Genomic DNA, 26,835 nt, shown 5'->3' with positions numbered 1-26,835 from the left:
TGAGTTGAGGTTCAGTGATTGAAATAGAATTCGGGCTGATTGATCAGCGCCCACACGATGTCGGCGGCCAGTTCCCGCCCGCTGGAGTAGCTGGAGGTCATGTGCGCTTTCAGCGCCGCGATCTCATTTGCCGTGGGTGCACGCGAGAGCAGTGTGAGATAAATCTTGTCCGCCAGCTTGTTCAGATCGTGGTCTCCGGCATCCGCATCAGCAACCAGCGGGCATGCCTGTATTTTGCCGAGCACATGGCTGGAGTTCAGCAGATGCAGACGCTGCGCGGGGCTCGTGCTCAGATTGCGTTCGGACTCAAAGCCGGTGTCACGCGGCGGGCGGCCAAACAGTTCCAAAAACGTGCTCGTGATGCTGCCGTCCGCGAGAGCGATTCCGCGTACGTTCTCCGGTATGAACGTAAACGGCTCGGGGATCGGGCTGCTGTAGGTTTCCTTCGTCGCGGTGACCTGATTCAGCGCATCAACAAGTACCTCCGCCTCCAGCCGCCGCATGGGGTAATGTGCAAACTGCGCTGCAGCCTCCGGCGTATCCTGCGCGGGAATCGAGGAAAGCTGGAAGGTTTGCGAATTGAGAATGACGCGGAAGAGATGCCGCATGTCGCACTTCGAGGCTGCAAACTCTTTTTCCAAAAAGGCCAGAAGCGCGGGATTCGACGGCGGATTGTCCACGCGGAAGTCATCCGGCTCATGCACGATGCCACGTCCCATCAGCCAAGACCAGATGCGGTTCGCCATGCTCCGGCTGAACCAAGGGTTGGACGGTTGCAGCAGCCACTCGCAAAAAACTAATCGCGGATCGTCCAGTCCCGTCTTGATGCCTGCTGGCGTTCCATCCGGGAAAATGGCGTTCTTCGTGATGCCTTCTTTGTCCGCTGTAGGGTCGAAATAGACGATCTCCTCCTTCCATTCCGCCGTCGATTTGTAGGCCACTTGTGCAAAGAATCCTGCCATCGCGTCCAGCTTCTTTTTCGGCCATTTGTCGGCACGCTCACCCATGAAGGTCAGCGCCACCGTCGCCGCAGCACCCTGCGGGCTGCGATCCTGCATGGCGCGGTAAAAATTCACCTCGCCCTCGCGGAAGTTGCTGCCATTTGCGAGCAATAGTTGCCGCGTGAAAATGTGCAGAGGCTTGTTTTCACGCACGCTCGTGTGAATCCAGCGATGGTAGGCCTGCACCGCGTTTGGCCAAAGCTTGATGGGAAACTCCGCTTTCACGCGCAGCACATCACCCCACTTCATCGCCCAGAAATCCGTGAATTCGGGCCGCTGGATGAGGATCTCGATGAGTTTCGCACGTTTATCAGACTCCTTCGTGGTCACAAAGCCCCGCGTCTCTGCCTCCGTTGGCAGCGTGCCGATCACAGCCAGAAATGCACGCCTCACAAACACGGCATCTGAGCAAAGATTCGCGCGTTTGATGCCCAGTTCGTCTTGGCGACTGAAAACCAGCTCGTCCACGCGTTCGTGAGGCTTGAGACTCGCGCCGGATTGCGGCACGGGTGGTCCTAATTCATAAACGCCACGCTCATCAGCCGAAAGTGTGCTGACCGTCAGTGCCCACAGGAGTAGGATGGTTTTCATAGCACATCATCAGGTCAGAGGGTTGGGCTGGCGGATGGAGGAGAAGGCTACTCCCTCGATTTCGACGAGCAGGTCCGGGCGGCACACATCCGCCACCGCATAAATGGTTGGCAGACGCCCCAGGCGGCGCTCGCAGACCTGGCGTACTTTATCAAAGTCCTCAGGATGCTTCACATAGACGTGAATTTTGGCCAGGTCTGCCAGCGTGGCTCCAGCGTCTGCCCATCCGTGACGGGCGAAGTTTTCCGGTGCGATGAGCTTCTCGATGTTGGTGAGTGTCTGCTCCGTCTGCTTCATCGCATCCCCCTTATGAACCGTCTCAGCGTTCACAATGCTGGCCGTTCCGGAGACCCACGTCGTCAGATGATTGCCGACACGCACGGCCATCGCTCGGGCAAATTTTGGACTCTTGACGGAGTACTCTTTTGGGTAATCAAAAGCGGAGATTTGCAGCGGATTCTCAAGCCCCAGCAGCGACACGTCATCACGCTTGCTTTGCAGCGCCATGCAGGCGGTGATGAGGCCATGGCAGCGCGTGCCGATGCCCGTGCTGGCCGGGTAGATGGCATGGCCGTTGTGGGGCGAGGGCAAGGGTCGCTTGTCGAAGGGTATGTTCGCGAAGAAATCCGTGCGGGCACGATTCAATTCACGGTAGCGCTCCACCCCATGCACCTCCTCCGTGATGCTGCCCTGATAGAGCCACACGCGCACCACGTCTTCAAATGACGCGCCGCCCTTCGCCAGAGCACGCTGCATGCTCTCAAACACCTCCAATGACTGCTCATAGGCCGTGCGACCCTCGCGGTGCAGAGAGCCGCCCGAGGCGTAAATCCAGCGCATGCCATCGTAATCCACTGTCACCAGATGCTCACTGTGATAGGCCACCTGTGCATGACGTGTGCCCACCGCCCACGCTTCGATGGCGATGCCACGCCCCTCGCATGGAGGCTGAACGACAAAGAGCGTCAAAGGCATCTTGTCGCCATAACATGCAGCAAAGAGCAACTCCGCCATAGGCACGTCGTCTCGATCACGAAGGAACACCGTCTGCATCGTCACCTCCATCGGTTCATTTTGCTGCCGCAGGATGGCGCGGATCGTCGCCAGCGCCTCCCAGGCTTCATCTTTGAATTCACCGCCACACTGAGGCGTCACCATGATGGCGAGTCGCTTCACTTCACCGACCTGGATCACGGTGTGGTGCTGGACCCCCATCAGACACGGCGGCATGTCCGGCGTGGTGGACGCACCTGTGCCAGGGTGGCGGTGCTGACAGCTTTGCACCGAGCACTTCGCATCCAGCAATCTCCGGTCAGGCGCAAGGTGGTAGCAGATCGGGGTTTCCGTTGAAGTTGAAACCGTTGATGACATAACAGCGCCTCCAGATGGATTTTGAGTTCAGGTTGGTCATGAATGCAGCTCCGAAATATTTGAAGTAGTATTCTTGTTGCAACTTTAACGTATAACCACCCGTGCGTATGTTGGCCTTCTGTATGCGCCTATTGCCCCATTCTCTGCGGCAAAATCATCGCAGCCCGGCACAGCATCGGCACATTTGTGCGTCACACCTGCAACTTCTTCTCTCCTCGCTAGCTACCATCACCGCCGTGGTGCCGCTTCTCATGCCGTCGACCCTACCGCTGTCGCTACGGAACCCGCCACAAAACCATCTGCCCCGGCACCGGCACGCCTACCTATCCCACCATCACCAAGGCGAATAAATACCTGGAAAAAAGAGATTCCCAGCTAAAGAAAAGGGACCCGAATAAATCGAATCCCTCCCCTTTCACGCGCTCAGTCCAACATGCGTATCAAGCAGTCCATGGAGGGCTTCTGTGCGCTTGGGCAGCTCCGCCAGGTTGCCTTTGAGGCTTTCTGTGTAGGCATTAAAAAGTGACCAGACGTTCCTCCCTTCGAATGCGTCATGTTTTGGCTCACGCCATTCATGAAGAACATCAGGGATCAAACGGTTAGAGCACACGCCGATGTCAACAGAGCGTATGAGCAGGTCATGGGCTTCGATGTCAGTGATCTCTGCTTCTTTGTAGGCAGCGATGCGTTTGTCCATCGAGTGCCATTTCGCCAGGAGCTGACCAATCGACCGTGACACCAATTGCGGCAGGTCACGATTGATGAACCGGGTATGTTTTCGAGCGAACTTGATCTCGCCCACAAAGCTGAGGTTGTCGCAGACGGTTACGGAAGCACCAGCGACAATGCCGGCGGGAAATCGTTTGTCATGCGAGTTCCGGAGTCCCAAAATCCAAGCGTAATCGTCATTAGATTTCTGGGCATGCACTTCCATGAGGCCAAAATATCGCTGGCCCTCATGCGACAGAGAGTGTGCCTGATTGCCTATACGCAGGTTGGTGGTCTTGAGGGTGTTTTGGACTTGGCTGATGAGCTGATGGTGAGGAATCGGGCACCAGCTATTTGTTGAGCGTGGTGTCCTGACTTTACGCACTTCATCCAGCTCCACGTTGTTTGCTCCGCAATGCAGGATGAGGTTTGGTGCTTTGCGGATGGACGGAGGCGGTGATTCTGGGTCGAGGTTTGCAATCATGGTGGTGTTTGGGTTTGGGGTTGAAAGCGTCAGGAAAAGAGACGCTCGATTCTTTGGATGACAGGAACTGCGAGCTGTTTGGCCGCGAGATCATCAGAGGATGTCCAGTAGCCATTCCTCCATTCGACTTTGATGGTGCCGAGTGGAGTGATGATGGTGGCTCGCTTCAGTTTCTCGTGCCTGTCGAAGACGATGGACGAGATGCGCTTCATGAAACGAAAAGCCCATGCCCCTCAAAAAAGAAGGACATGGGCTTGGGTTTTGTCGTTGGGGATGGTTTAGATCTTCAGCCCTTGGATGGAGCGAAGCGTGGATCGGACGGACTGCATTTCGCGTGCACTGGCTTTCTGATCCCGGTTGATGGTTTTCAGCTTCACGGACAGATCGCGCAGCAGGTTGAATCCTTCGTTGAACTTGTCACGAATGAGCAAGGTCATGTCGATGGCTTCCTCCACGGCGTTTTTCGGTTCGTTTGAGGGTGCTGGTCCTTCGGATGTGGGACTTGTGATCATGGGTTTGGGTGTGTATGGTGCTGGTGTTGGAACAGGCCGTGATGGAGGACTGTTCGCAGGTGCGGGTTGTGGTTGATATGGCGGGGTGTTTTCTGCATCAGGCCTCAGCGGCATAACTATCATTTGCCGGCCCTTGTTGTGGAATCGCAGGGGTGAGACAAATGAGATGAGGCTGATGGTGTTGAGCCCGTATTGCAGTGCTTTGATGACGAAACGACGGCTCAGGAACACAGTGACTTCAGGGCCTTCGGCTTTGGCGTCAGAGACTGGAACTCGCGTCCATGGCTCGTTGAGATGGTCTTTCCCAAGGAGCAGGAATTGACCGCCATGGACTGATAAGCCGATGGTCTGGAACTTCTCCGCATCATGACAAGGCATGCGCTGAATGAGCTTGATGAGCACTTCCAGTTTGGCCGGGTCGAGGGTGATGTGGGTCTTTGCGGTGTCTGGATTGGGTATCGTTTGCCGCCAGTTGGGATAATTGCCTTCGATCTGCTTGCTGACGAACCTCCAACGTCGGCTGGAGATCTGCAGCGTCTTCTCATCGACCTTAATCTGCCACTCACCGTCATTGTTGAATTCCTTCCATCCCAAGAATTTGTGATTCGGGATGATGACGGAGTTCTTGAGCGGCAACGAGAATGAATTTGCGCTATAAAGGTGCTTTCCGTCAGTGCCCACAATGTAGTTGGCTTTCGGATTGCTGGTGTCGATGAAGGTGCCATTGAGGACGTAACGGGTTTCGTCCGTGCTAGCGCATTCCAAGGCTTCGTGAATGGATCGACGAATCTCTGGCGGCAGCACGATGGCTTCCGTTTTAATGCGTGGCGTGACGGGAAACTCATCCATTGGGATGTGTTTCACTTTCTGTTCACCAAGACTGTCAGCCAGGGCGAATTTGATGACGGCTCCGTTGGGAGCTTGGTCGATGATGAGGTTTTCGTTGCGACCACAGTTTTTGGTGAGCTGAAGAAGCTGGTCATATGGGATGAGAACAGCAGTCGGCGTGCCTTCGGCTGGATGCTCAAAACGAACGGTGATGAAGCGGTCAAGGTCGGTGCCGGTAAGGGCAATCCAACCATCAGACGTTCGCTCCACTTTGACGTGATGCAGAACTGGCAAGGTGGCTCGGGTATTGATCACTTTACCAATTCCTGAGAGGGCGGATTTGAGCTCCGCTATTGGCAGGGCGATGGGTTGCATGGTGCTTGGGGTTGTGGGTTGAACGCAAAAAGCCCATGCGCCGGTTACGGACACATGGGCTTGATGGGTGGGGTTGAGAGCTTGTGAAAACTTTTACACAAGCTCGGGATCAGTAACCGTAGGGATCACGGCGTTGGGTTCGCATTCGCATCTCAAGGATGGACCGACCGATGTAAATCATGCCGCAGACCAAGAGGATGCTGAGAACCACGGAGAGCGGAAACAGAACGAAGCTGCTGAATGTGTCCGTCAGAAGGGCAATCCAGGCCTTGAACTGAGTGATGGCCATGGTGACCAGTGGAGCAACCATCAGCACCGGAATAGCGATGCAAATGGACAGACGGAAGTTGAGCTTGATGAATTCCCTCAGGTTTCCCAAGGGAGACAGAGCGTATTCCAGCCTGCTGATCATGAACCGCAACACTTCAGCCGATCTTTCGATACCGGTGAGGTGAGGGAGTTCATGATCGACCACGGGAGAAGGCAGCGGTTCAGGCCGCCAATGTGGAATGCACATTGTCTTCAGCCGTTTTGCCCAAGATTGTGGGTTTGCGGCCATTGAGAGGTGGTGTGGATGTTGGGGTTCGTCCCAGTCTTCGTGTTGATTCATAGTGGTGGCGGGTTTTGGCTCCGAGGGCGGTTCCGATGATGAGGAGGGTGAGACAGCCAATGCCCAGGGCGCCGGAGGTGATCTGCCAGCGATTGAGCGTGATGGACTGTGCGGACAATTGGGTTTCCAGGTGCGTGATCTTCTCTTTGGCTTCATCGAGAGGATCAGGGTCTTTGGAGAACCAACCCGCCTTAACCGTGGTTAACGGCGTGAGCAGGCAGATGAGGAGGATGAGATGTTTCATGATGTACTGGGGTTGAGGGTTTTAATGCCACCGTCTGCATTCACCGAAGAATTCACACCCCATGCAGGCGAAGCTGGGTGATGGATAAAACTCGGTGCGACCCAGATCCTCGTAGTAGTTGTCCATGAGGTGAAACAGGCGGTGTTCCTGTTGTTGGGTCATGGGAGGAAGGTCGGTGATGCAGAGCTTGGGGTTCTTAAGCTTGACCAGGTGATGCAGCTGGATGCCGGTTTCCTTTTTGCCTGTGTTGTGGCGGTAAAGGATGGCGTAGCTGCTGGTCTGGGTTTCGTGGAGGTGCTCGACGGATGAGGGGTTGGGTGTCGAGGAACTGGTTTTGAAGTCGATGATGGCGCCTTGTTGGACCAGATCGAGAATGCCGATAAGGCGTGGGAGCCCATGGTGGCTGAGATCAGCTTCAATGGACACTTCTACTGCGTCAGGCTTGGTTTGTGCCATCGAAGCACTTTGCCTGATGTAGGTGTCAAGAAGTCGCCAGCCTGTTGTTCGCTCTTCGTCTTCTTCACCGAGTTCCCATTTGACGAGACCTTCGGTGTCGTCCGCCCATGCTTTTGAGAACTCATCGTGGAGTTCCTTCAGCGAGAGCGGTTTATTGAGCCATCGTGCTTTGTTCCATGCCTTCAACGCGGAGTGAACCGAATTGCCAACGTGGAGCGAGGGTGTCTTTGGTTTCTTGAGCTTGAGCACGTAGCGAAAATAAAACTTCAGTCGGCATTGCAGAAACAATGACAGCCGAGAGGCCGAAACTGTGTTCTGCAATGACCGAATGATGTCTTTCTCGCTGGGCTCTTTGGGTGGAGCGTCAGCGATGGTGTTCATGCTGCTTGGTGATTGGTGGGTTGTTGTTGCCAGCGGGTTTGGCGAGGTGCGGGTTTACCGGCCTTCACGAGCAGATCTTCGATGAGCTGGGAAGCCTGCATCTTGTTGAGCTGTTTAACGCCGATACCGAAGAGCTGCTGGGACAGATCTTCGGCCACTTGTTTGGTGATGCTGAGGTTCTCGTTGACGATGCGAAGGATGAACCCCTTCTGACCGTCCGTGCACTGCCACTGATCACCGACAGCTCTTGGTTGCTGCTGGTTCTGTCCGTTGCTGTGCTGACGACCGTTACCGTTGATCTGGTAGGTGCGTCCATTCTGTTGCTGATGACCGTTTCCATTGTTGTTGGGACGGTCATTGGTCGTTGGGACGTAACCGGGTTCTTGGATTTCCTGATCGACCGAGTGCTGCAGGAGCTGATAAAGCCTCTGCAATTCGGATTCGACCTGGCTGATGTCGGTGAGTTCGACTTCGACGGATGCAGAAAAGCTGTGACTGCTGTATTGTGGGAGTCCGAGCTTCTTGCTGTAGTTGGCGCTGAGTCTGATGGCCATGGTGTTGTGTGTGTGGTGGTGTTGGGATGAAGGCACGAAAAAAGCCAGACCGTTGATGGCCTGGCTTGATGCGTGGGTTTGGGTGCTGTTTGAGCTCTAGGCTGCGTTTAACAGCTCAGAACGTGGTGGGAGGGTGATGTCCGCTGAACGCAGGGTCGTCGCTGTGATCCATCCTGGGGAACCACGAAGGGCATTGAGCAGCAGATCGTCCGTGAGTTTGGTCATGGGGATCTTTCTGTTCTGTGCCTCGTGATACAGGACGGACACGAGGAACCTGCTGATTTGCGGGCTGTAGTGTTTCGGTCTGGACATGGCGGATCATTGTTTCCGGACGTATCGCTGGTCACTGATTTCGATGATGCTTTTGCCAGCTTCATTAAACGCGCTTTTCAGAACGTCGAATGAGATGGCGAAGCCGGCGATGGTTCCGAGGAATTGAATGAATGCGATGACGTAGAGGGTGACGATGGCGGTTTTCATTGAGGGTGTATGATTTCCAAGAAGGCGATGCTTCCTGTTCATCATGCTATACCCGCAATACTCTGGCTTTAAGGGGGAGGGGTCAGTGAGGGCTCTGGTCACACTGGAGCTCTGCCTTACGCCGGTCCTCTTTCCCGCCACCTTTCACAGAGACACAGTTGGCCCAGGTGTGAGACTTTCCAGCATCGAGCTTCGCCAAAGTCAGTGGCTGGTTTGGAGAGAAGCTGCCATTGGAATTGCTGATAACAGGGCGAAGCACCAAATGGGTGACAGGGAAGGCAGACTGGTTCGCGATCGTGATGTCGTCGTTGAACATCCCATAGCTCACACTCCACGCAAGTCTAACGGTCAAAATGGAACTCACCTCGTCACCATGTGCTCCTCGAAGGTTTTTCAGGTCTTGAGCTTCCCTGGCTTCTGATATCTTATCGAAGCCTTTTGCGATCGCTTCTTTCAGGTGTTCCAGCGACTGATCAGGTTCTTCGTTAACGGAAAACAGCCGGGCAAGCAGGTAGTGATAATCTGGATTTGATCCGACGTGTTCTTTGATCTTCGAGAGCACTTCCCTGGCCTCATCGAGTTTGCCGGCCAATGCTAGGCTGTGACCATAGCCACAACGCAATTCACCGCTTGGGTCCGAAACGTTGATGCTCAAGGCCGTTTTCCAACATGAAGCAGCGGTGACAGCGGCTTTCGATGAGTCGCCGAGCTTTTTTCCCTGTTCTTCTTGCTTTGCCGCCTCCAATGCCATCGTCCCTGCACGCATCATGTAGCGCCAACGAAAGAAGTCATAAACTGCTCCTGAGGGAACCATGCGAGCAAGTTCGATGAATTTTGCGGACCATTCCATGTGCTTCTGCTGACTCGTCCCATCACCATCAAGAAAGTCCTCCAGCATGATGCTTTTGAACTGGAGAATCGGGTTGAGTGGTCTTTGACGAACCAGATCCTCCAATACCGGAGCGAGGTCTTTGGAGTCGCGCACAAGCTGTTCCTGGCCGTAAGCCTTCTGTCCTCTGACAAATCCAACAGAGGCCCTGTTCCACGAATGTTTTTGCGACACTGCGTCTGCCACCACAACAGCGTCAGCACGGACCTGATCAAGTTCCATGAAAAATGCAGAAGCCACCCTTTCGAGCTGTGCCTTCTTATCTGCTTCAATCGTTTGACCCTTCTGCCATGCCGACCAGAGAGCAGCCACAACCCCAGCGACGGCGGCTTTAGCATTCCCAGAGTCCAGCGCTTTTGCGGACGCCCACCCTGTTGCTAGTCCTCCGATGCCGACCTCTAGAGCTGCCTCGCCCTTTTTGTCTTTGGTGGATTTTTCAATGCCTCCGACATCACCAAGCATTCCTTCATACGCATCCGCCAGTCCGACAACCTTTTGAAAGCTTTCCAAAATGCCTTTGATCTGCACAGGATGCTGCTGGAGATGAGCCACATAAGCCTGGGCATACTCTTTTGTCTCCGCAATTGCAGGCACTGCCTCTTCTGGCTTTTGATGAGAATAAAACAGTATTCCGTCGAGTTGATGTTCCAGGACGAACAACAGGAACCGTTCTTCGTCCACATCTTTAACAGGTGAGATGTCAACCAGTTCGATTTCAACAGGGTCAGTTGAAAACAAACCTGCAATGCTGGAGATCATCCACAGACCCAAAATGCAGAGAAGGACCATGGCCACCTTTGAGCGCTTCCACAATGAATTCTGCTGAGGTGTTGTGAAGGTTTTTGGGGTGTCCTGGCAATTTGGACAGTGACTAGAACCCTCAGGAATGGCGGCGTTGCAATGGGTGCATTTCATGGCGGCAGAGATTCAAAACTCGCCACCAAGAAGGCGGGATCTGAGAAATCCCGCCGAGGTGGCCGGTGAGTTAAGAAGTCGCCACTAGACGACCGCAACGGCCTTTAAGCCGGAGGGCTCTGGACATACGCCGTCGCCTCCCGGCCATTGTTCATGGTCGTTAGGCGACGTGTTTGCGGCACACGTCTGCCGCTAGTGGACGAGATTCTTAAGCCCCGGTTCAGGTCTCCCCGAACTGCTCAAAGGCTAGAGGGAGGTGTGAAGCAGTAAAGGGGAAAGATTCAGGCCCGTTTTTTCGGGAAACCTCTTCATCATCAAAATTGTACAGCTGATTCGCCTCAGTCACCGGAGCCATAAGGACCCCAGCGCCACAGAAAACACGCAAACTTTTGACCGGCGAAAGCGAGCAAAGCAGACCGTCATTTTCTGGAGATCATTGTAGCAGACCACACGCATCCTTGTCGATCCTGAAACGAAAGACCTTAAAAAGGAATTTGCCGTTGCCTGTTCATCCAGTTTGCTGTGGCTCGGTTGCGTCTCTGGTGCTAAAACCTCTTGGGATATGCCAAATCAAAGACAACCCGGAACGAAACTCGCAGGTGCGTACATCAGTGCAGAGAAAGACAAGGCGCTGGCGGAAATTGCTGCTTCGAAAGGCTACGCCAACAAAGCTGAGTTCATCCGGGTGCTCTTTGATAATGCGCTGGCTGAAAATGTACCAGCCAGCAAAAGACATCCAAACCAAGCAACAGTATGAGCGACGCAGTGCCACCTGACGCGGAAGGGTCGTCCGAAGAAAGAAATAACCAAGGCTTGTGGAGCGGAATGAAAAACTTCCTCGCCCCTAGTTCACTCGACTCCCAGATCAAACAGGCGGAAAAGGATGTCGCGGAGACCCAGCGGGTTCTGAATGAGGCGACGAGAGATTTCCCCAAACAATTCAAAGGGCGATCCCACAAAATCCTGAGTCCAAACTGGCATGAAAAACTTACAAATGCTCATTCCAGCGCTATCGCACGCCTAATTTCTTTGAGACAACAGAAGCTCCTGTCGGCTAATGCTTTGTCCACGGCTGTGATTCCAACCCAGGCGGCTCAAATTGAGGAGACACTCGATATGTCGGCTCGGTTTAGCTCTGGAAATGCAGCTTCCGCAACGCCAGGGACCTCTGGAACAGGGGCATTTAAGCGAGTTCTCGAACGACTTACTGAACTTCGAATCGCTCCTAGCGATGAGGTAAAATTAGCCATCGAGCTGACATGCGACGAGGCTGAGCGTTTCAGAGCTACTCAAGGCTTTGCCTATATCGAACCTAGAAATCTCTTTCTAGGGTTGCTGGCCTCGGTGGTCGAGCACCAAAACGAATTGGAGACAGATACATCATTGGGGTTCGCTATAGCAAGGGAGCTTGCTCTCGATGACGAAACTACTGAAGCAATCTTTCACTCCTACAACGAAGCTCTCGCCGCTACTTCGTCTCGACACACCCGAGGCGATGAAATCAGCTTCTTGAACGAGGCGGACCAGATGTTCGCCCACGCACGAGTGGTAAGCATGAGATGCACCAAAAAGACTGATGGTCTGGCCGAGGTATCTGCCCGCCACCTTGTGGCGGCGATGATCTGGCATGAAGCAGACAACCCAACGGGTGAAGATCTCCGCATGGTAGGATTTGATCCGTCGCTGATTGGTAACCTGCTCGTGTCGCATGTGTCCGCAATTGAGCCTGATCGCCTCAACGACTGGCTTGACTTCTTGTCACGGTATCCAAAGGTTATACTCAAAACCGGCGGCAAACATGACTTCACCAGTAAAGCCTCAAAGGTGCAGTCTGCACTTAATGTGGGCAAATACGCCGAGGTGCTGCGGAAGTTCTTCACGGAACCCAACACCGGCGAATGTTGTTTGGCGATCTTTGCACCATGGGGGCGTGGAAAAACGCATTTGGTGGACTTAACGGCGGAACTATTGAAAAAGAACTGCTACACGACGGTGCGATTCCAGGCATGGAAGTATCCGACTGCCCGCGAGACATGGGTTCACCTTTACGAAACCCTGGCTGACGCAGCCTGCTCCGGCTGGTTCTGGGAAACTTATCCGCGCATGTTCTCCATCGGATTGGCACGCCATGGTCCATGGCCATTCCTGTCGGCACTGTTTGTCCTCGCTGCATCTCTTTACCCAATGATCGACCTTGGCATCAAGGTTTATGGATGGGTGTCCTACATGCTGCCAGCTCTCGGCATTGGACTCTTCATCTGGTTGGTAAAGCTGTTCTTTGGGCTCAAGAAATCCGTCAAGGCACTCAATGACAAGTATCTGTCGGTAACCCGCCATACAGAGAAACTCGGACTCCAGGCAACGATAGGGCATGACGTGCGAGCATTGATCGAAGGATGGCTGCCAAGCGGATCGCCATTCGGCGTTCTCGCATGGGTTGCCTACATTGCGCTTATCGGGTTGCTGTGGTATGAGGTGGCGCATTGGTCTGAATTCGACCTCTTCGGGTGGCTTCCTGGAACGTGGCATCTCGGCTACTGGCCCGCGTGGATCATTGTCGCACTTGGGGGGCTGTTTCCCATCCTGCTCTGGACCGCTCCCTCTGCTCCGAAAAAGGTGCTTCTTGTGGTTGATGACCTAGATCGCTGTCCGCTGGAATTGCTTATCACGGTGATGGAGTCCGTTAAGCTGATGGTAGAACAGCCGGAGATCAGCACCCGAATGCAAGTCGTGATGCTGGTGGAAGAGGAAGTTTTGAAGCGCGCCATTCTTCACAAGTATGCCCGGGTGCGCAGCACTGCGAGGGACGCCACAGGACTGAAGGATGATCGGCTCATTCGTGAGAGTATGGAGAAGCTGTTTTCAGTTCACCTCCGGCTTTCGGCACTTAGCGCACGCGAGGCCGATGAAGTCTTGTGCCGATATTTCGTGTCGTTGAATGCCCCCGTTGTGGCACCCACTTTCAATTCCTTCGATGACGAGCCGGAGAAGAAAGATGATTCAATAGAGACTGAACAAGAACCTACGGAAAGCAATCCATCACCCGTTGCTGAGAGCGCTGTTGCCTCAGGTGCCGAACCAAAGGAACGGATTGACGAAGATATCACCAAGGACGGGAAAGAGTTTCAACGCGAGGTGATGCGAGCAAAGCCGAAAACTGAGATTGATGATGACCACTCATTCACGATGGCTGAGACATTCGCTATCAGAAAAGCCGTTCAGACGCTGGTCGAGAGGAGAGCCTCGGATGTTGTTGGCCCACGATCATTGAGGAATTTCGTTTTCCGATACCAGCTCGCACGACTGTTTGTGGCGGAACTCGGCATCAAAGGTGGGAAGCTCTATCTTGCGGATGCTCTAGTGAATGCCATGTCAGGGGGAGTCCCTGATTCGCTTCATCCAAAGCACTTGATTGCATTGGTCAAACTGCTCTCATGAGGTGATCGTTGGTTCTCCGACGAATCAAAGAGGTGTGGTCTATGCGGCCAGCTATGTGGAATGCCAAGTGCTCTTGCCCCAGGGCCATCAGACCTCCATTGTTGGAGGGCTCACACTACCGGCACTTCGATTGGAATCGGGATTGCTGCTTTGATCTTAAAAGCGACTGGCGTGTAGATGTCGGTTTCCACGCCTGGCAAATGGATAGATACGATCAAAGAGTAGCGCGTAACCTTGTTCCAACGGCCAAGGTGATGTCGCTCCCTCCACCAGCCGACTGCAGGATGCACGATCAGTCGAAAAGACGAGGCCAGATCAGCGGCTCGACCTGACCAGATGTCAGAGTGAATTGAGCCAACATCGCGCAGCTCTCCTAGCGTCCAGTGATCACCCGGAGCCTTCGTTCCGGGGCCAACTTTTGGATTCTCACGCTCCTTAGCATTGACACGCTTGATGAACTCGTCCTCGGATTCGCCAGGAGCGTTTAGGTCAAACCGCAGAGCATGAGATGCATATCGATAGCGATCCCGCCACCCAACCTCTCCAGGACTAGGCTCAATGAAGTAGGAGAGTGTGACTCGCATCTGAACCGGCAACTCACCAAGTGCAAGGAGGTCCTCGGTTGGCCAAGGCAACTGATATAGGTGCATTTGATTGGTGACGTAGCCACTACGTTCCAGATGCTTTGTGAATGGCTGGATGGTTTCTTGAGCGATCAATGTCAGTGAATTGTTGGCGCAGTAGAGTGCGCGTTCCAGATCAGGCACGCCATACCCGCAGGCCCGCACAAGACGCCCAAAGGCCTTCTTTGTGTTTCCAGTGAGAAAGACGCGGGTTTGTGCTTCGGTCCACTCCGCTGAGTGAACGATCAATGCACGAACCGTTTCCGGCCAAGCTGTCGGATAAGCCGCCTGTATTTTTGCAGCCATCCATGCGGCTTGGGCAGCGGCGGCACTTGTTTGACCAAAGGCAGCGAATTGAGCGAACTGCGGAGTTTTGCTGGTGGAAAGCAGCTCCAAATCATCATGTGGCGTCACCGCACCAGATTCAGGATGAACAGCCAAATTGCCGCCCTCGAAGATCACCTCGGGTTTGAGCGGCCATCGATATCGATCCCACGTCAACGATGTAGAACTGTAGGGTGACAACGCACCCGTCTCCGCCATAGCATTCCAACCAGACATAGTCTCATCAGCAAGACGAGTCTTGGCTGTGAAAGCGCCAACAGTGAGTACGTTCCAAGCTTGCGCAGGATCATGAATCTCGGCCGTCTTGTTCGATTCAGGATAGCGTTTCCAATCTTCTTCATCAGCGACATTGCCGGCACTCACGATGATCAATCGACGAATCTCATCGTCGCAGCCCGAGGCGAGTTCATCGAGTTTGCCAGACCAAGACGAAGGACGTCCTCGATCGCCATTGGTTGAGCTTGTAACGGCCATGCAAATCACCCGCTTGCGATGCGGGGCTTGAATCGTTGCCAAACTAATGCCCTGAGCGGTATAGTGACCCCATAGCTGTTTTGAATTGTAGGCTGGCGGCGGCGGCAAGATCTTGGCAGATTCGAGGCAGTGTGTCACCCGTACAGGATGCTTATCCTGGAGCACTTGCAGCAGATCACCATAAGCCGCCGTGCCAGCCATTAATGTTCCATGTCCATGATGATCATTCTTGCCCCATGAAGGAAGCACTGCATGTCGGTCAATCTCCGCCAATAGTGGTTCTAGCAATCGGTGTCCTCGATTGACCCCATGATCCAAAACGAGAACAGCCACATCATCGGGCGATTGATAGGACAGCCTATCGAGCAAATGTTGAACCCAATCAGCTTGCTCACGATTACTCTGCGACAAGAAAAACGATGCCACTTCCCGTGCCGCCCGAAACTCCGCGATGTGTTCTGAGTGCTCAATCAATTGCGCAAGTTGACCACGCGAGGCACAGATCAAAAGCACGGTGCGCTCGGGAAAAGTTAAGCGGCCCTCACCTTGTTTAATCTCCAGTCTCTCGCACAGAAAGTTGAATCGCTCAATCGCGCCCAGATCGGCAGTGCTTAGCCAAGCTTCAACCCAGTCTGGTGAATCTCCGGGCAAAAGCGAAATGGCATCGGTCCAAAACCCCCGTTCAAGCACGGCGAGCCGGATTTCGGCGATGCTTTCAACCAGTGTCGCATTCATCGGCTTGGGCTCTGGTCCTCGGTTGCTATCCTGCTTTTCGTATTGAGTGAGCTTTTTCAGAAAGTGCGCAGAAGCATTTTGTGGCACATAGACCGTGGCGCGAGTAATTGAGGTGCCAGCGTCCCTTGATTCCTGCACATTCATTAGTCTGATGCCAAGCTTTGCAGCCTCCAGGCTCTTTGTGGTTAGATCAAAACCCGGATCACTTGCAAATGAGAGATAAGTGCCCGCTCGATCAGAAACAGCAGCAACACGCTTCTCTCGATCCTTTTCAAAGCTCACTACTAGCTCATTCTTAAGTCTTTCGGCATGAGCTTGGCGTTCACGCCGAGGCAAATCAACTCCGCCGCCGCCCTGCTGAGGACTGGAGAAATCTTTGGTGCGAGATGGTCCGTCGAGAAAGAGGTGCGGATAACGTGGCATAACGATCAGACTGGCTGCGCACTGCGACGATCATTCAGCGCGTCCATGAGGGCATCTTGCTGAATGGTTTTTCGGTCGTGCAGAATGGCATCCTTGACCGCGTCCCTGACGGCCATGTCGATCTCCGCGTGGCTCAATCCACTGCAGGCTGTGACAATGCTCTTCCAAGTGAGCGTCCGGGGTCTGAATGTGCCTAGCACATTTGTGATCAAAGTTTTTCGTTCCGAGTCATCGGGCAGAACAAAATGCAACACATCGTCAAATCGACGAAACAATGCTTTGTCTAGAAGTCGCAGGTTGTTCGTCGCTCCAATGATGAGGCTGTCTGAGGCATCCTGCTCGATAAATTGAAGCAGGGCATTCAAGACGCGCCTCATCTCACCCACATCGTTGTCGAGTGCACGATCTCCTGCAATGGCATCGAATTCGTCGAAAAGATAAACCCCTGGGACATCACGTATTAGATCAAAGATGGTCCGAAGCTTAGCCCCCGTTTCGCCCATGAACTTGGTTACAAGACGATCCACCTGAATCGTGTGCAATGGCATCTTGAGTTCATGTGCCAGCACGCGCGCGGTCATGGTCTTACCTGTACCAGGAGGACCAGCCAGAAGCAGTTTGCGTCGATGACCCAGACCGTGACTTTTCAGTTTCTCCTGCTGCCGATGCTCATGAATGACCCGCCGAATTCGCTCGATCAGAGGCTCAGACAATACTAGGGCAGCGAGTGGAATGTCTGCACGCTCGGACAAAACCAGACCGCTGAGCTCCTGCGGGAACTTCAGTAGAACATTGGGACCACGGGTGCGTCTGGCCTTGTCAACAATGTCCCGAATATCATGAGCCAGAGCGCCGTGGCCTTGCACAGCTTCATGCGCAGCGACTTGCAGGGCAACAGTCATGAATCGCTCTTCATCATCGCTGAGATGACTTCTGATGAGGGATTTGAGCTGTTCGGCGGTCGCCATGGATGAGAGGTGTCGGTCATAATATCAAAACCTTCAACTTTGTTAAGCATTGATTTGACCCGGCACCGTCGCAATTGCCAGCAGCACATGGGAAATTTTGATGCCAAGCCGAATCGTAATGATCTTGGGTGCTTTTCCTCTGGCAAAAAGGGACTGAATTTCTTTGTCGCGAGGTGTCAGTATGGATTTGTTTGTCATGACGTTGCTGACATCCCAATTTCGACCGGCGTTCATTGACCAGGCTCCAAAGGCTTCGCTATCTCCATCCGTATAGGGATCAATTTTGGCTCAAGGCTCTTTGGATTCCCTTTCTGCGTGCTTCTGAAAGTTCTTCCTGTGTGGGCGGAGGAGCGATGTAATCGTTTTTACCGTCGTATTCAGGGGTGATCTTCCAGTAGCGGATGGCAGCCTCTTTTGTGACAAGAGCCTTGTATGTGGAGTAAAGAAGGGTTGGGCTGTCGTGACCAAGCAGGAAAGCAGTTTTAGGGGCATCTTCAAATCTGGCGAGGTGGTAACTGGCAAAGCAAATTCGCGCTGCGTTCTGCTTGAATCCAGCTTTTGCTTGCTGCCTGAGGTAACGCATTCGGCCCTCATAATTCGGGGGTGTGATGTTTCCCTTGGCGCGAAGTATTTTCAACCACTCCATTGCGTTGTCCGGAATGGGGTTGATTCGTGTTTTTCCGGTTTTTGTCTGATCGTCACCAAGAGTCACAACAGGGGTGTCCTCATCAAGCTTGATGTCGTCCCAAGTCAATCTGGCGACTTCATCCACCCGCACCCCGCAAAAAAGAATGAGCACCAGTGCGGCGCACTCCTGCTGGTAGCCGTTCTCATTGGCATAGCGCAGGAGCTTTATGACGTTTTCGACCGAGACCACACGCTTACGAGAGGTTCCCGCTGGCTTTTTGGGTGTCTCCACTGAACGAATGGGATTGATCCCTGCATAGCCACGGTCGACGGCAAAATTGAAAAGCACGGACACATGTCTCAAGTGGGAACGTCGAGTGGTGGCGCTCCAGGTCTTGGACTGGTAAAAGTATCGTTCACACGCATCGCTGGTGACCTCACTGATTTCACAATTTTTGAAGTGGTCACGGAATGGCACGAAGAAACTCGACCAAGCCGTTTCGATGTATTTGCTGGATCTGCCTGATTTGGTCTTCACCCCCTTGAACTGATCCATGACCTCTCCGATTGTGGCGTTCGCCTTGGCGGGCCGTGCGTGTTTGAGGTAGAAATCCACTGCCTGGGCAATGGTGGCATTGTGCTCACGGAGTTTGGCCAGGGCGGAGAGCACCTCATGACGCATGACATCATTGAGATCCCTGAGGTCGACCGGCTTCTTCTTGGCCTCGGCTTCAAGGCACCGGCGTTGGAAACGTTCGGCAGCCTCTTTGGTGGGGAAGCTTTTGAAGACGCGCTTACCAGCTATGAAGCCCATGTCCACCCTGTAGCCAATATTCCCGCTGGCATGGGTTTTTCCGTAGATGGGGAAGCTCTTTTCGACACTCATGACGGGCGTGCCTCATTTGTGCCTCGGGCCGCAAAAAAATCAACCGGCTAGCGAGTGGGTTTTAACCCGTTTTCTGAATGGCGGAGAGGGAGGGATTCGAACCCTCGGTTGCCTTACGACAACGTCTGATTTCGAGTCAGGTGCCTTCAACCACTCAGCCACCTCTCCGGATCATTTCGAGGCCGTGAGAGTACAGCCTTCACGGCTGAATGCAAGGCGCGGCTTTACAATGAGTCCGGAGAATTGCAGTTGTATTCAGCGGAGGGTGGTGATCTTTGACATTGCTATGCAAATTCTCTCTGTTCTTATCGGTCTGGTGTGCGCGGTGCTGCTGGTGCCGGGACTCATCCCTCTGCTGGGCTGGCTGCAATGGGCGGTGCTGGCGGGCTGTGTGGTAGGCATCATCGCCGGTTCCTTCTGCCAGCGGAAGATCGGCCTGACGATCAACGTGGCCGTCGCATTGGTGGCGGCGTTGAGGTTGTTCCTTGGCGGCGGCTTGTTTTAAACGCTGGCTGGCCATGTGAGGCGAGCCGATGCCGTGGGCGATGCTATGCGGCGGAGTCCTGTGCAAACGCTGCTGGTGGCCTTGATGTGCTGCGGAATGCGGGGTTTGCTACCCGGTCGGCTTCAAGTTGACCCAGGGTAGCCTGGCAACCCTGGGCTTAGAGCATTTTAAATTATATTATAGCTAATGGGGCAGCGGCGGTGACGCGGATTTGATGGGTGTGGCGGAGCGCCGCACAGGGGACTGTGCGGACCACTTTGCTGTCGCCCTCGCGATAGCTTTGGATTTTTCAACCCAGATGAGGCCATATTTTTATTTAAAATGCTCTAATTGCGCAGCCCCTTCAGGGCTGGTGTGTCGCGGAGTGGAATGGTGGAAGAAAGCTGTCTGGTACCAAGGACTTTTACTCTGCGGGGGCGATGCGCAGACGACGGTCTGCCTTTATCGAGGGCCAGTCTTTGCGGGCAGTTTTACTTTGCCGTGCTTGACGCTGAGATGAGGGCTGTGGCGGGAGAGGAAGCGCCAGGGGTAGTCGAGGGCCTGGCTGATGCCGACGCGGATGTCCGTGGCGATTTCGTGGGGGGATGACGAGGGCCGGACGAGGCCGCAGCCGGCGGGGCGGCCTGTGCCGGTCATGGGGAGGCCGTGGTGGGTGCCGTCGATGCCGAGGGCCAGGGCGAGCTTGCCGGGGCCGGAGCAGAGTTCGTGGAGTTTTTCGCGGTGGCGGCGCTGCTGCATTTGCGGGATGCCGCGGGTGGGCTCGAGGGCGCGGATGAGGATGAGGCCGTCCTGGGAGCCGCCTTTGACGAGGAGGTTGAAGAGCCAGTACATGCCGTAGTTGAAATAGACGTAGGCGGTGCCGGGCGGGTGTTTTTTGACGAACTCGCGGGCGCTGGGGCGGGTGGCGGTGTGGGCGGCGAGATCGCCCTCCACGGAGTAGGCTTCGGTTTCGACGATGATGCCTGCGCAGCCTTTCCAGACGAGTTCCACGCCGATGAGATCACGGGCGACGGTGAGGACGTCGCGCTGGAAGAAGGAGGTGCCGAGGTAGGGCATGGCTTGGTGCGGCGCGGATTTGTGATGGCTAGAACTTCCAACGCGAATGGGCGCGAATAGCCGCGAATTAGGGTGAATGGCGCTGGGTTGGATTCTGATTCGTGGCCATGCGCGGTCATTCTTCTGCATTCGCGTTTTAAACCGGCTTTCAGAGGCCGGTCGGATGGTCGACGAACTCCCAGGGGATGCCAAATTTTTGCTGGATGTAGGCGGATAGGGCTTTGACGCCGAAGGTCTCGGTGGCGTAGTGGCCGCCGTAGATGAGATTGACGCCGATCTCCTCGGCGAGGGTGTAGCTCCAGTGGGGGCCTTCGCCGGTGATGAAGGTGTCGATGCCGGCCTTGGCTGCTGCAGCGACTTCCGAGCCGGAGCCTCCGGATGAAATGCCGATCCTGCGTGTCGTCCTGGGTCCACCGGGGCAGACGTGCACCTTGCTGCCACCGAGGGAGGCGTGGAATTTTGCCACCAGATCATCCAGCGGGATCTCATGAGCTGCCGTCACACCGACCGCGTTTCCTTTGTATTCCAAAAAGCCGCCGTCGGGTGTGATGCCAAGCGACTGGGCGATCTGGGCGTTGTTGCCGAGTGTGGGATGCATGTCCAGCGGGAGGTGACAGCTATAAATCGCCAGACCGGCATCGAGGGCGGTTTGGATCTTTTGGAAGACGGGGCCGGTCCAGGTCTGGAGGCCGGTCCAGAACATGCCGTGGTGGACGATGAGGAGGTCTGCACCAGCGGCGACGGCTTTGGTGATGACGGGCAGGGTGGCATCCACGGCGGCGACGATCTTGGTGACTTCTCCTTTGCGGTTTTCGAGCTGGAGGCCGTTGAGGGCGTTGGAGTAGTCCGCGATCTCGGCGATGCGCAGTTCGGTGTCGAGGTGGGAGACGAGGTCGGCGAGATTCATGCGGGGGTAGTTTGGGGCGTTTGGATGAATTGTCGAGCCGTGCAAAAAAAGAGGCCAAGCGGTGCGGGTTGTGACAATTTGCGGCTCATGCCAGAAGTCACACGATTCGCCCCAAGCCCCACTGGATGGCTGCATCTGGGGCATGCGTATGCGGCGTTGTTTGCGCAGGAGCAGGCGGCGGGGGGGCGGTTTTTAATCCGGCTGGAGGACATTGATGGGACGCGGGCGAGGCGGGAGTATGAGGAGGCGATTTTTGAAGATCTGGCGTGGCTGGGGCTGGAATGGGAGCAGCCGGTGCGGAAGCAGTCGGAGCACTTTGAGGATTATCGTGCGGCTTTGACGAAGCTGGAAGGGCTGGGGGTGCTGTATCCGTGCTTCTGTACAAGGCGGGAGATTCAGGAGGAGATCGCGCGTGCGGGAAATGCGCCGCAGGGGCCGGACGGGCCGCTGTACCCGGGGACGTGCCGGGGACGCATTGCGGCGGAGCGTGCGCGGCGGATGGCTGCGGGGGAGCCGTATGCGCTGCGGCTGGATGTGGCGAAGGCGGTGGATTTGGCGGGAGGAGAGCTGGTGTGGACGGACCGGGGGCGTGGGGTTTTCACGGCGAGGCCCGATGTGTTTGGGGATGTGGTGCTGGCGCGAAAGGATACGCCGGCGAGCTATCACCTGGCGGTGGTGGTGGATGATGCGCTGCAGGGGATCACGCTGGTGACGCGGGGGGAGGACCTGCTGGAGGCGACGCATCTGCACCGGCTGCTGCAGGCGCTGCTGGGGCTGCCGGTGCCTGAGTGGCGGCACCATGGGCTGATCACGGATGAGAACGGGAAGCGGCTGGCGAAGCGGGATGATGCGCGGTCGCTGAGGAGCCTGAGGGCAGAGGGGTGGACGGCGGGGCGGGTGAGGGAGGTCGTGGGGAGGGATGACGAATGACGAATGGTGGCGCTGTGGGGTGGAAGAGCGGGCACCGGAAGCTGGCGGAGGCAGCGAAGGGTAGTGGTCAATCCGCTTGGGTTTGGAGCGCTCTGGGCGTGCGTGATTGACGATTGACGAGCAATCGATTGTTGATTGTCGAAGTTTGATCGCGTGGCGGAGGCGATGCGGGGCTCGACAGGAGATTGGCGACTTAGAAGCCACCGATGGGTGGCGGGATGGTACGGGCACCGCCGCCGCCGAGGGGATTGCCTTTGGTTTCTTCGATTTCGGAGACGACGTTGTCTTTGAAACTCAGGCTGAGGGTGCCGACTTCGACGCGGATGTAGACGACGGTTTGAACGATCTGGCCGAAGGCATTGACGCTGGTGCTGGTCTGCGGGACCTGCTCGTAGATGGCATATTCGACGCGCTCTTCCTTGCCTGCGGCGGTGATCTTGCTGGACTTGCGGGAGGGCTTCCCCAGAGAGGCATGCACTTCCTGGCTGGTCATGCCGAGAGCGACTTGCTTGCGCTGGATGAGCTCGTCCACCAGCTTGGTGCGCTCATAGAGTTTTTTGAGGTTCTCGTTCAGGTTCGGCACGGCGGAGATGACTTCGTTCATGCGCACCCAGCCTGCGACGTCGCCATGGCGGGCGCGGCCGCGCACGCGGTAGGCGGTGTCTGACATGGCCAGGAGGGTGACGAGAGAGCCGGGGGCAAAGGAGCCGAGGGCGCCCTGGAGCTTGCTGGTGGGATAGACGGGGGCCTCGATCTGGACTTTGAGCACGATGGGCCTGGGCGTCATGCCTTCCACGGCAAAGGTGCCGGGCTCCACCGTGGTCAGAGAGGAGCGATTCCGCGGGGAAAAGGTGACGGACTGGGCCTGGGCGGCCTGCGTGGTGCAAAGGGCGAGGAGAACCAAACAGAACGCTTTCATGGGCAGGGTGGTCGGGAATTGGGCTGAGAATAGCCGACTCAGACGGTTCGGAGCAACCTTTTGTTCGACGCATAAAATCTCCCGCGTATCCCTTTCCACTTCCAACCATGCCAAACGGACCCCTTTCCACCAAGCTCTTCGACCTCGCCAAGCAGTACATTCCCGGAGGAGTGAACTCGCCGGTGCGCGCCTTCCGCAACGTCGGCGGTGATCCCTTTTTCGTGAAACGCGCCAAAGGGTGCCGGATCTACGATGTGGATGACCGCTGCATGATCGACTACGTGGGGACGTGGGGCCCGGCGATTCTGGGGCACGCACCGATTGCGGTGATCGAGGCGATCCACAACGCGGCCAAAGAAGGCGTGAGCTTTGGGATTCCGAACCTGTATGAGGTGGAGATGGCGCGGACGATCTGTGAATGGGTGCCGAGCATTCAGAAGGTGCGCATGGTGAGCAGCGGCACGGAGGCGACGATGTCAGCGATCCGTCTGGCGCGTGGATTTACCGGGCGCGACCGCTTGGTGAAGTTTGACGGGTGCTATCATGGCCATTCGGACAGCCTGCTGGTGGCGGCGGGCAGCGGGGCGCTGACGCATGGGAACCCGGACAGCGCCGGGGTGCCGAAGAGCTTTGCGGAACTGACGAGCGTGCTGCCGTTCAATGACGAGGCGGCGCTGGAGGAGTTGTTTGAAAAGCAGGGGCATGAGATCGCGTGTGTGATCGTGGAGCCGTATCCGGCGAATGCGGGCCTCATTCTGCCGAAGCCGGGCTTTTTGCAGAAGCTGCGCGACATCACGGCGAAGCATGGGGCGCTGCTGATTTTTGATGAAGTGATGACGGGCTTTCGCCTGGCCAAAGGCGGGGTGCAGGAGCTGGAGAAGATCACGCCGGATCTGACGTGCCTGGGCAAGGTGATTGGCGGTGGGTTGCCGGTGGGTGCTTTTGGCGGGCGTGCGGACATCATGGACTACCTCGCGCCGATCGGCCCGGTGTATCAGGCGGGCACGCTGAGCGGCAGCCCGGTGGCGCTGGCGGCGGGTCTTGCGCAGCTGCGCGAGCTGGAGAAGAAGAATGGCTATGCGCTGCTGGAGAACCTGGGGCAGATCATGGAGGACGCGGTGCTGGAGGTGCTGAAGAAGAAGGGGCTGAACTACCGGTGGTATCGCCGGGGGAGCATGTTCTGCCTGTTCTTCACGGAGAAGGAAGTGCACAATTTGCAGGACGCGAAGACTTCAGATTTGGCGGCGTTTCGGAAGTTCTTCCACTACTGCCTGGACCACGGCGTGTACTTTGCGCCGAGCCAGTTTGAGACGGGATTCATCAGCATGGCGCACAGCCGTGATGATCTGGAGGAGACGGCGGAGGTGGCTGCGGCGGCGCTGGCGGCGTTGTAGAAAAGGAGATGAGTCCGGTGGGAAACGGGGTATGCTTTGCGCATGCCCCAGATTACCATTGATGTGCCTGAAACGCTCATGCCGCTTCTCACCCGCAAGGCTGAGATTGTGCAGGAGACGCCGGAGGAGTTTATCGTGAGCCATCTCGTGGTGACATTGGAGGACGATGACGGTGAGACCGCACAGGGCATGACGCGGGAGGAGCAAGAGCGCCTCGAGGATATTCTGGTAGAACGCGACAAGGGACCGTTTGTGCCGGTGCCTGATGATCTGGTGGAAAGAGTCATGGAGCAGGCGATGACAAGGATTCAAGGGCGGAAAACGCATGTTTGATCCTTTGCAGCACATGCACCCCGATGTGGGGACGATCGACCTGGTTGGGATTGCAGAGCACATCGCATCGGACAATCCTGCAGCTGCGAGGAAAGTGGTGATCGCCATTCGTGATATGTTCGCACTGCTGTCGGGCCATCCTCTTTTGGGCACCGAATATCATCCGCTGCGCCGCACGCTAAAAGGTATCCGCATGATCGCGGTCACGGAATATCCAAACTACCTGATCTATTACCGCCCGCTGCCGGAGAATGCCGGGGTACGCATTCTTTATGTGCTGCATGGAGCGCGGGATGCCGCAGCATTTGCCAAGGAACACCAACGCCAGTAACCTGTGGTATGTCCGAACCCCGTTTTGCCGTTGCCCAGCTGGATGAAATTCCGCCGACGCCTTGTCCGTGCGGGCAGGCGAGGAGGGCGTTCAAGGAGGACTGGAACACGCTGGCGACGGTGCACCTGACGGACATCCACGCGGATTCGAAGGCGCACTATCACAAGAAGATGACAGAGATCTACATTGTGCTGGAAGGGGAGGGGCATCTGGAGGTGGACGGGCAGATCGTGCCGCTGAAGCCGATGACGACGGTGATGATCCGGCCGGGGTGTGTGCACCGGGCGGTGGGGAAACTGAAAATCATCAATGTGCCGATGCCGCCGTTTGATCCGGCGGATGAGTTTGAGGTGTGACACCCATTTATGCGCGACCTCATCACCAGCATTGATTCGACGAGGCTTGGTTTTTTTAAATCGATCCTCGATGAGGCGGAGATCGCCTGTTTCATCCGGAATGAAACGACCGCGCAGCTGACCAACATCTTCATTGGGCCGCTGCAACCGACTTTGTGTCTGGTGGAGGATGCGGATTTTGAGCGGGCAAGCGCGCTGCTGGTGCCGCACCAGACGGAGGGAGCCTGTGCCGCTGAAGAATGGCTTTGTCCTCAGTGCAAAGAATCGAATCCGGCCTCGTTTGAACTGTGTTGGAAATGCCAGACGGCCCAACACGAATGATGATTCAACTTATGAACAAGCTCGCTCTTACGCTGCTGGTGGGACTGCTGCCGGCGCTCATGAATGCGGAAACTCCGAAGGCCAAAAAACAGGCGATGCCGGAGGGGTTTCATGAGCTCAAAATTGGGGATGCGGCGCCGGATTTTGATCTGGTGGGGATTGATGAGGAGAAGCACACGCTGAAAGAGTATGAGGATGCGGACTTGCTCATGATCGCATTTTTGAGCAACCACTGCCCGACCTCGCAGGCGGTGGAGGGGCGGATCAAAAAGCTGATCAAGGAATTCAAAGGGAAGGGGCTGCGGGTGGTGGCGATCAATCCGAATGATCCGGCGGCGCTGCGGCCGGATGAGCTGGGCTACTCGAAGTACAACGACAGTTTTCCGGAGATGAAGCTGCACGCGAAGGAGCAGGGGTTTACTTTTTCCTACCTCTACGATGGGGACACGCAGAAGGCGGCGCTGGCCTACGGATGCCTGGCGACGCCGCATGTCTTCCTTTTCGACAAGGAGCGCAAGCTGCGGTACCAAGGGCGGCTGGATGATTCACGCTATGCGGATGAGAGCACGGTGACCGCGCCGGATGCGCGAAATGCGATCGAGGCGCTGGTGGAGGGCAAGGCGGTGCCGGTGGAGGTGACGAAGCCGCATGGGTGCTCGACGAAATGGATCGACAAGAGGAAGCTGCTGGCGGCGGACAATGAGAAGTGGGAGAAGGGTGAAGTGGAGGTGGAGCTGATCGACGCCAAGGGGATCGCAGCGCTGCGGAAGAACGACACGAAGAAGGTGCGGTTGTTCAACGTGTGGGCGACGTGGTGCGGGCCGTGTGTGGAGGAGTTTCCGCAGCTGGTGGCGAAGTCGCGCAA

Annotated in this window: 29 protein-coding genes, 1 tRNA gene and 1 pseudogene; 10 read left to right on the top strand and 21 right to left on the bottom strand. The window is 55.9% G+C overall.

Annotation, left to right across the window (positions count from 1 at the left end):
- Window positions 1-11 precede the first annotated feature (11 nt).
- The 13 genes and pseudogenes from ACILSL_RS17590 to ACILSL_RS17530 all read right to left on the bottom strand — a co-directional run bounded on the left by ACILSL_RS17590 (window position 12) and on the right by ACILSL_RS17530 (window position 10,399).
- Entirely contained in the window at window positions 12-1,592 is a 1,581-nt protein-coding gene (locus ACILSL_RS17590) for a DUF1553 domain-containing protein (protein WP_395733364.1), read from the bottom strand.
- Window positions 1,593-1,601: 9 nt separating this feature from the next.
- Window positions 1,602-2,822 carry a Rid family hydrolase gene (locus ACILSL_RS17585; protein WP_395733363.1) on the bottom strand — a complete coding sequence of 407 codons (1,221 nt, stop codon included), beginning with the start codon at window positions 2,820-2,822 and terminating at the stop codon, window positions 1,602-1,604.
- A gap of 556 nt (window positions 2,823-3,378) precedes the next feature.
- Window positions 3,379-4,155 (bottom strand): DUF932 domain-containing protein, encoded by a 777-nt coding sequence (locus ACILSL_RS17580; protein ID WP_395733362.1) that lies wholly within the window; start codon window positions 4,153-4,155, stop codon window positions 3,379-3,381.
- Between the two features lie 29 nt (window positions 4,156-4,184).
- Window positions 4,185-4,367: a hypothetical protein gene (locus ACILSL_RS17575; RefSeq protein ID WP_395733361.1), complete on the bottom strand. Its 183-nt coding sequence runs from the start codon at window positions 4,365-4,367 to the stop codon at window positions 4,185-4,187.
- A gap of 66 nt (window positions 4,368-4,433) precedes the next feature.
- A complete protein-coding gene (locus ACILSL_RS17570) occupies window positions 4,434-5,531 on the bottom strand; it encodes a DNA polymerase III subunit beta (RefSeq protein ID WP_395733411.1) in 1,098 nt (365 codons plus the stop codon).
- A 141-nt stretch (window positions 5,532-5,672) separates the two neighbouring features.
- Window positions 5,673-5,870, bottom strand: a pseudogene (locus ACILSL_RS17565) (DNA polymerase III subunit beta); the annotation flags it as partial.
- Between the two features lie 109 nt (window positions 5,871-5,979).
- Window positions 5,980-6,345, bottom strand: a complete 366-nt coding sequence (locus tag ACILSL_RS17560; protein WP_395733360.1) for a hypothetical protein — start codon at window positions 6,343-6,345, stop codon at window positions 5,980-5,982.
- A gap of 16 nt (window positions 6,346-6,361) precedes the next feature.
- Window positions 6,362-6,724 (bottom strand): hypothetical protein, encoded by a 363-nt coding sequence (locus ACILSL_RS17555; protein WP_395733359.1) that lies wholly within the window; start codon window positions 6,722-6,724, stop codon window positions 6,362-6,364.
- Between the two features lie 21 nt (window positions 6,725-6,745).
- The gene (locus ACILSL_RS17550) at window positions 6,746-7,561 is read right to left on the bottom strand and encodes a RecB family exonuclease (protein WP_395733358.1); all 816 of its coding nucleotides are present in this window, start codon (window positions 7,559-7,561) and stop codon (window positions 6,746-6,748) included.
- Entirely contained in the window at window positions 7,558-8,115 is a 558-nt protein-coding gene (locus ACILSL_RS17545) for a hypothetical protein (protein ID WP_395733357.1), read from the bottom strand. Before ACILSL_RS17545 ends, ACILSL_RS17550 begins: the two co-directional genes overlap by 4 nt.
- A gap of 96 nt (window positions 8,116-8,211) precedes the next feature.
- Entirely contained in the window at window positions 8,212-8,427 is a 216-nt protein-coding gene (locus tag ACILSL_RS17540; RefSeq protein ID WP_395733356.1) for a hypothetical protein, read from the bottom strand.
- 6 nt (window positions 8,428-8,433) lie between these two features.
- Window positions 8,434-8,595 carry a hypothetical protein gene (locus ACILSL_RS17535; protein WP_395733355.1) on the bottom strand — a complete coding sequence of 54 codons (162 nt, stop codon included), beginning with the start codon at window positions 8,593-8,595 and terminating at the stop codon, window positions 8,434-8,436.
- 82 nt (window positions 8,596-8,677) lie between these two features.
- On the bottom strand, window positions 8,678-10,399 hold the full coding sequence (locus ACILSL_RS17530) for a tetratricopeptide repeat protein (protein ID WP_395733354.1): 1,722 nt from the start codon (window positions 10,397-10,399) through the stop codon (window positions 8,678-8,680).
- A gap of 562 nt (window positions 10,400-10,961) precedes the next feature.
- Between ACILSL_RS17530 and ACILSL_RS17525 the strand changes: the two genes are divergently transcribed.
- The gene (locus ACILSL_RS17525) at window positions 10,962-11,156 is read left to right on the top strand and encodes a hypothetical protein (protein ID WP_395733353.1); all 195 of its coding nucleotides are present in this window, start codon (window positions 10,962-10,964) and stop codon (window positions 11,154-11,156) included.
- Between the two features lie 68 nt (window positions 11,157-11,224).
- Window positions 11,225-13,837, top strand: coding sequence for a P-loop NTPase fold protein (locus ACILSL_RS17520; RefSeq protein ID WP_395733352.1), 2,613 nt, complete (start codon window positions 11,225-11,227; stop codon window positions 13,835-13,837).
- Window positions 13,838-13,947: 110 nt separating this feature from the next.
- Here ACILSL_RS17520 and ACILSL_RS17515 read toward each other — a convergent pair whose 3' ends face one another.
- From ACILSL_RS17515 to ACILSL_RS17495, 5 genes are all read right to left on the bottom strand, one after another.
- Window positions 13,948-16,437: a S8 family peptidase gene (locus tag ACILSL_RS17515; protein WP_395733351.1), complete on the bottom strand. Its 2,490-nt coding sequence runs from the start codon at window positions 16,435-16,437 to the stop codon at window positions 13,948-13,950.
- 5 nt (window positions 16,438-16,442) lie between these two features.
- Window positions 16,443-17,405 carry an AAA family ATPase gene (locus ACILSL_RS17510; RefSeq protein WP_395733350.1) on the bottom strand — a complete coding sequence of 321 codons (963 nt, stop codon included), beginning with the start codon at window positions 17,403-17,405 and terminating at the stop codon, window positions 16,443-16,445.
- A gap of 42 nt (window positions 17,406-17,447) precedes the next feature.
- On the bottom strand, window positions 17,448-17,639 hold the full coding sequence (locus ACILSL_RS17505) for a hypothetical protein (protein WP_395733349.1): 192 nt from the start codon (window positions 17,637-17,639) through the stop codon (window positions 17,448-17,450).
- Between the two features lie 43 nt (window positions 17,640-17,682).
- Entirely contained in the window at window positions 17,683-18,918 is a 1,236-nt protein-coding gene (locus ACILSL_RS17500; RefSeq protein WP_395733348.1) for a tyrosine-type recombinase/integrase, read from the bottom strand.
- A gap of 78 nt (window positions 18,919-18,996) precedes the next feature.
- A tRNA-Ser gene (locus ACILSL_RS17495) sits at window positions 18,997-19,086 on the bottom strand.
- 118 nt (window positions 19,087-19,204) lie between these two features.
- Between ACILSL_RS17495 and ACILSL_RS17490 the strand changes: the two genes are divergently transcribed.
- Window positions 19,205-19,423: a hypothetical protein gene (locus tag ACILSL_RS17490; protein WP_395733347.1), complete on the top strand. Its 219-nt coding sequence runs from the start codon at window positions 19,205-19,207 to the stop codon at window positions 19,421-19,423.
- Between the two features lie 441 nt (window positions 19,424-19,864).
- On the opposite strand, the gene ACILSL_RS17485 is transcribed toward ACILSL_RS17490, so the two are convergent.
- Together ACILSL_RS17485 and ACILSL_RS17480 are read right to left on the bottom strand one after the other, a co-directional pair.
- The gene (locus tag ACILSL_RS17485; RefSeq protein ID WP_395733346.1) at window positions 19,865-20,479 is read right to left on the bottom strand and encodes a DNA-3-methyladenine glycosylase; all 615 of its coding nucleotides are present in this window, start codon (window positions 20,477-20,479) and stop codon (window positions 19,865-19,867) included.
- A 148-nt stretch (window positions 20,480-20,627) separates the two neighbouring features.
- Window positions 20,628-21,386: a Nif3-like dinuclear metal center hexameric protein gene (locus tag ACILSL_RS17480; RefSeq protein ID WP_395733345.1), complete on the bottom strand. Its 759-nt coding sequence runs from the start codon at window positions 21,384-21,386 to the stop codon at window positions 20,628-20,630.
- 87 nt (window positions 21,387-21,473) lie between these two features.
- Between ACILSL_RS17480 and gluQRS the strand changes: the two genes are divergently transcribed.
- The gene (gluQRS, locus tag ACILSL_RS17475) at window positions 21,474-22,316 is read left to right on the top strand and encodes a tRNA glutamyl-Q(34) synthetase GluQRS (protein WP_395733344.1); all 843 of its coding nucleotides are present in this window, start codon (window positions 21,474-21,476) and stop codon (window positions 22,314-22,316) included.
- Window positions 22,317-22,509: 193 nt separating this feature from the next.
- On the opposite strand, the gene ACILSL_RS17470 is transcribed toward gluQRS, so the two are convergent.
- Window positions 22,510-23,235, bottom strand: a complete 726-nt coding sequence (locus ACILSL_RS17470) for a hypothetical protein (RefSeq protein ID WP_395733343.1) — start codon at window positions 23,233-23,235, stop codon at window positions 22,510-22,512.
- Between the two features lie 107 nt (window positions 23,236-23,342).
- Between ACILSL_RS17470 and hemL the strand changes: the two genes are divergently transcribed.
- From hemL to ACILSL_RS17440, 6 genes are all read left to right on the top strand, one after another.
- Window positions 23,343-24,629 carry a glutamate-1-semialdehyde 2,1-aminomutase gene (gene hemL, locus ACILSL_RS17465; RefSeq protein WP_395733342.1) on the top strand — a complete coding sequence of 429 codons (1,287 nt, stop codon included), beginning with the start codon at window positions 23,343-23,345 and terminating at the stop codon, window positions 24,627-24,629.
- Window positions 24,630-24,707: 78 nt separating this feature from the next.
- Complete coding sequence (locus tag ACILSL_RS17460; RefSeq protein WP_395733341.1) at window positions 24,708-24,962, top strand: hypothetical protein; 255 nt, start codon at window positions 24,708-24,710, stop codon at window positions 24,960-24,962.
- Entirely contained in the window at window positions 24,955-25,293 is a 339-nt protein-coding gene (locus ACILSL_RS17455) for a type II toxin-antitoxin system RelE/ParE family toxin (RefSeq protein ID WP_395733340.1), read from the top strand. The genes ACILSL_RS17460 and ACILSL_RS17455 overlap by 8 nt, the downstream gene beginning before the upstream one ends.
- An 8-nt stretch (window positions 25,294-25,301) precedes the next feature.
- The gene (locus ACILSL_RS17450; RefSeq protein WP_377168360.1) at window positions 25,302-25,649 is read left to right on the top strand and encodes a cupin domain-containing protein; all 348 of its coding nucleotides are present in this window, start codon (window positions 25,302-25,304) and stop codon (window positions 25,647-25,649) included.
- A 9-nt stretch (window positions 25,650-25,658) separates the two neighbouring features.
- The gene (locus tag ACILSL_RS17445) at window positions 25,659-25,970 is read left to right on the top strand and encodes a DUF2007 domain-containing protein (RefSeq protein ID WP_395733339.1); all 312 of its coding nucleotides are present in this window, start codon (window positions 25,659-25,661) and stop codon (window positions 25,968-25,970) included.
- A gap of 11 nt (window positions 25,971-25,981) precedes the next feature.
- Window positions 25,982-26,835: redoxin family protein (locus tag ACILSL_RS17440; RefSeq protein WP_395733338.1), on the top strand; the 854-nt coding region annotated here is incomplete at its 3' end.

The sequence above is a fragment of the Prosthecobacter sp. genome (assembly GCF_044222345.1).
In the GTDB taxonomy this organism is placed as follows: Bacteria; Verrucomicrobiota; Verrucomicrobiia; order Verrucomicrobiales; family Verrucomicrobiaceae; genus Prosthecobacter.
The sequence above is the reverse complement of the archived record's forward strand: the minus strand, read 5'-3'. Positions and strand labels throughout refer to the sequence as shown.

Coding starts and splice junctions, on each gene's coding strand:
- ACILSL_RS17590 (WP_395733364.1), bottom strand. CDS start 1,592: ATGAAAACCATCCTACTCCTGTGGGCACTGACGGTCAGCACACTTTCG.
- ACILSL_RS17585 (WP_395733363.1), bottom strand. CDS start 2,822: ATGCCGCCGTGTCTGATGGGGGTCCAGCACCACACCGTGATCCAGGTC.
- ACILSL_RS17580 (WP_395733362.1), bottom strand. CDS start 4,155: ATGATTGCAAACCTCGACCCAGAATCACCGCCTCCGTCCATCCGCAAA.
- ACILSL_RS17575 (WP_395733361.1), bottom strand. CDS start 4,367: ATGAAGCGCATCTCGTCCATCGTCTTCGACAGGCACGAGAAACTGAAG.
- ACILSL_RS17555 (WP_395733359.1), bottom strand. CDS start 6,724: ATGAAACATCTCATCCTCCTCATCTGCCTGCTCACGCCGTTAACCACG.
- ACILSL_RS17550 (WP_395733358.1), bottom strand. CDS start 7,561: ATGAACACCATCGCTGACGCTCCACCCAAAGAGCCCAGCGAGAAAGAC.
- ACILSL_RS17545 (WP_395733357.1), bottom strand. CDS start 8,115: ATGGCCATCAGACTCAGCGCCAACTACAGCAAGAAGCTCGGACTCCCA.
- ACILSL_RS17540 (WP_395733356.1), bottom strand. CDS start 8,427: ATGTCCAGACCGAAACACTACAGCCCGCAAATCAGCAGGTTCCTCGTG.
- ACILSL_RS17535 (WP_395733355.1), bottom strand. CDS start 8,595: ATGAAAACCGCCATCGTCACCCTCTACGTCATCGCATTCATTCAATTC.
- ACILSL_RS17530 (WP_395733354.1), bottom strand. CDS start 10,399: ATGAAATGCACCCATTGCAACGCCGCCATTCCTGAGGGTTCTAGTCAC.
- ACILSL_RS17525 (WP_395733353.1), top strand. CDS start 10,962: ATGCCAAATCAAAGACAACCCGGAACGAAACTCGCAGGTGCGTACATC.
- ACILSL_RS17520 (WP_395733352.1), top strand. CDS start 11,225: ATGAAAAACTTCCTCGCCCCTAGTTCACTCGACTCCCAGATCAAACAG.
- ACILSL_RS17515 (WP_395733351.1), bottom strand. CDS start 16,437: ATGCCACGTTATCCGCACCTCTTTCTCGACGGACCATCTCGCACCAAA.
- ACILSL_RS17510 (WP_395733350.1), bottom strand. CDS start 17,405: ATGGCGACCGCCGAACAGCTCAAATCCCTCATCAGAAGTCATCTCAGC.
- ACILSL_RS17505 (WP_395733349.1), bottom strand. CDS start 17,639: ATGAACGCCGGTCGAAATTGGGATGTCAGCAACGTCATGACAAACAAA.
- ACILSL_RS17500 (WP_395733348.1), bottom strand. CDS start 18,918: ATGAGTGTCGAAAAGAGCTTCCCCATCTACGGAAAAACCCATGCCAGC.
- ACILSL_RS17490 (WP_395733347.1), top strand. CDS start 19,205: ATGCAAATTCTCTCTGTTCTTATCGGTCTGGTGTGCGCGGTGCTGCTG.
- ACILSL_RS17485 (WP_395733346.1), bottom strand. CDS start 20,479: ATGCCCTACCTCGGCACCTCCTTCTTCCAGCGCGACGTCCTCACCGTC.
- ACILSL_RS17480 (WP_395733345.1), bottom strand. CDS start 21,386: ATGAATCTCGCCGACCTCGTCTCCCACCTCGACACCGAACTGCGCATC.
- gluQRS (WP_395733344.1), top strand. CDS start 21,474: ATGCCAGAAGTCACACGATTCGCCCCAAGCCCCACTGGATGGCTGCAT.
- ACILSL_RS17470 (WP_395733343.1), bottom strand. CDS start 23,235: ATGAAAGCGTTCTGTTTGGTTCTCCTCGCCCTTTGCACCACGCAGGCC.
- hemL (WP_395733342.1), top strand. CDS start 23,343: ATGCCAAACGGACCCCTTTCCACCAAGCTCTTCGACCTCGCCAAGCAG.
- ACILSL_RS17460 (WP_395733341.1), top strand. CDS start 24,708: ATGCCGCTTCTCACCCGCAAGGCTGAGATTGTGCAGGAGACGCCGGAG.
- ACILSL_RS17455 (WP_395733340.1), top strand. CDS start 24,955: ATGTTTGATCCTTTGCAGCACATGCACCCCGATGTGGGGACGATCGAC.
- ACILSL_RS17450 (WP_377168360.1), top strand. CDS start 25,302: ATGTCCGAACCCCGTTTTGCCGTTGCCCAGCTGGATGAAATTCCGCCG.
- ACILSL_RS17445 (WP_395733339.1), top strand. CDS start 25,659: ATGCGCGACCTCATCACCAGCATTGATTCGACGAGGCTTGGTTTTTTT.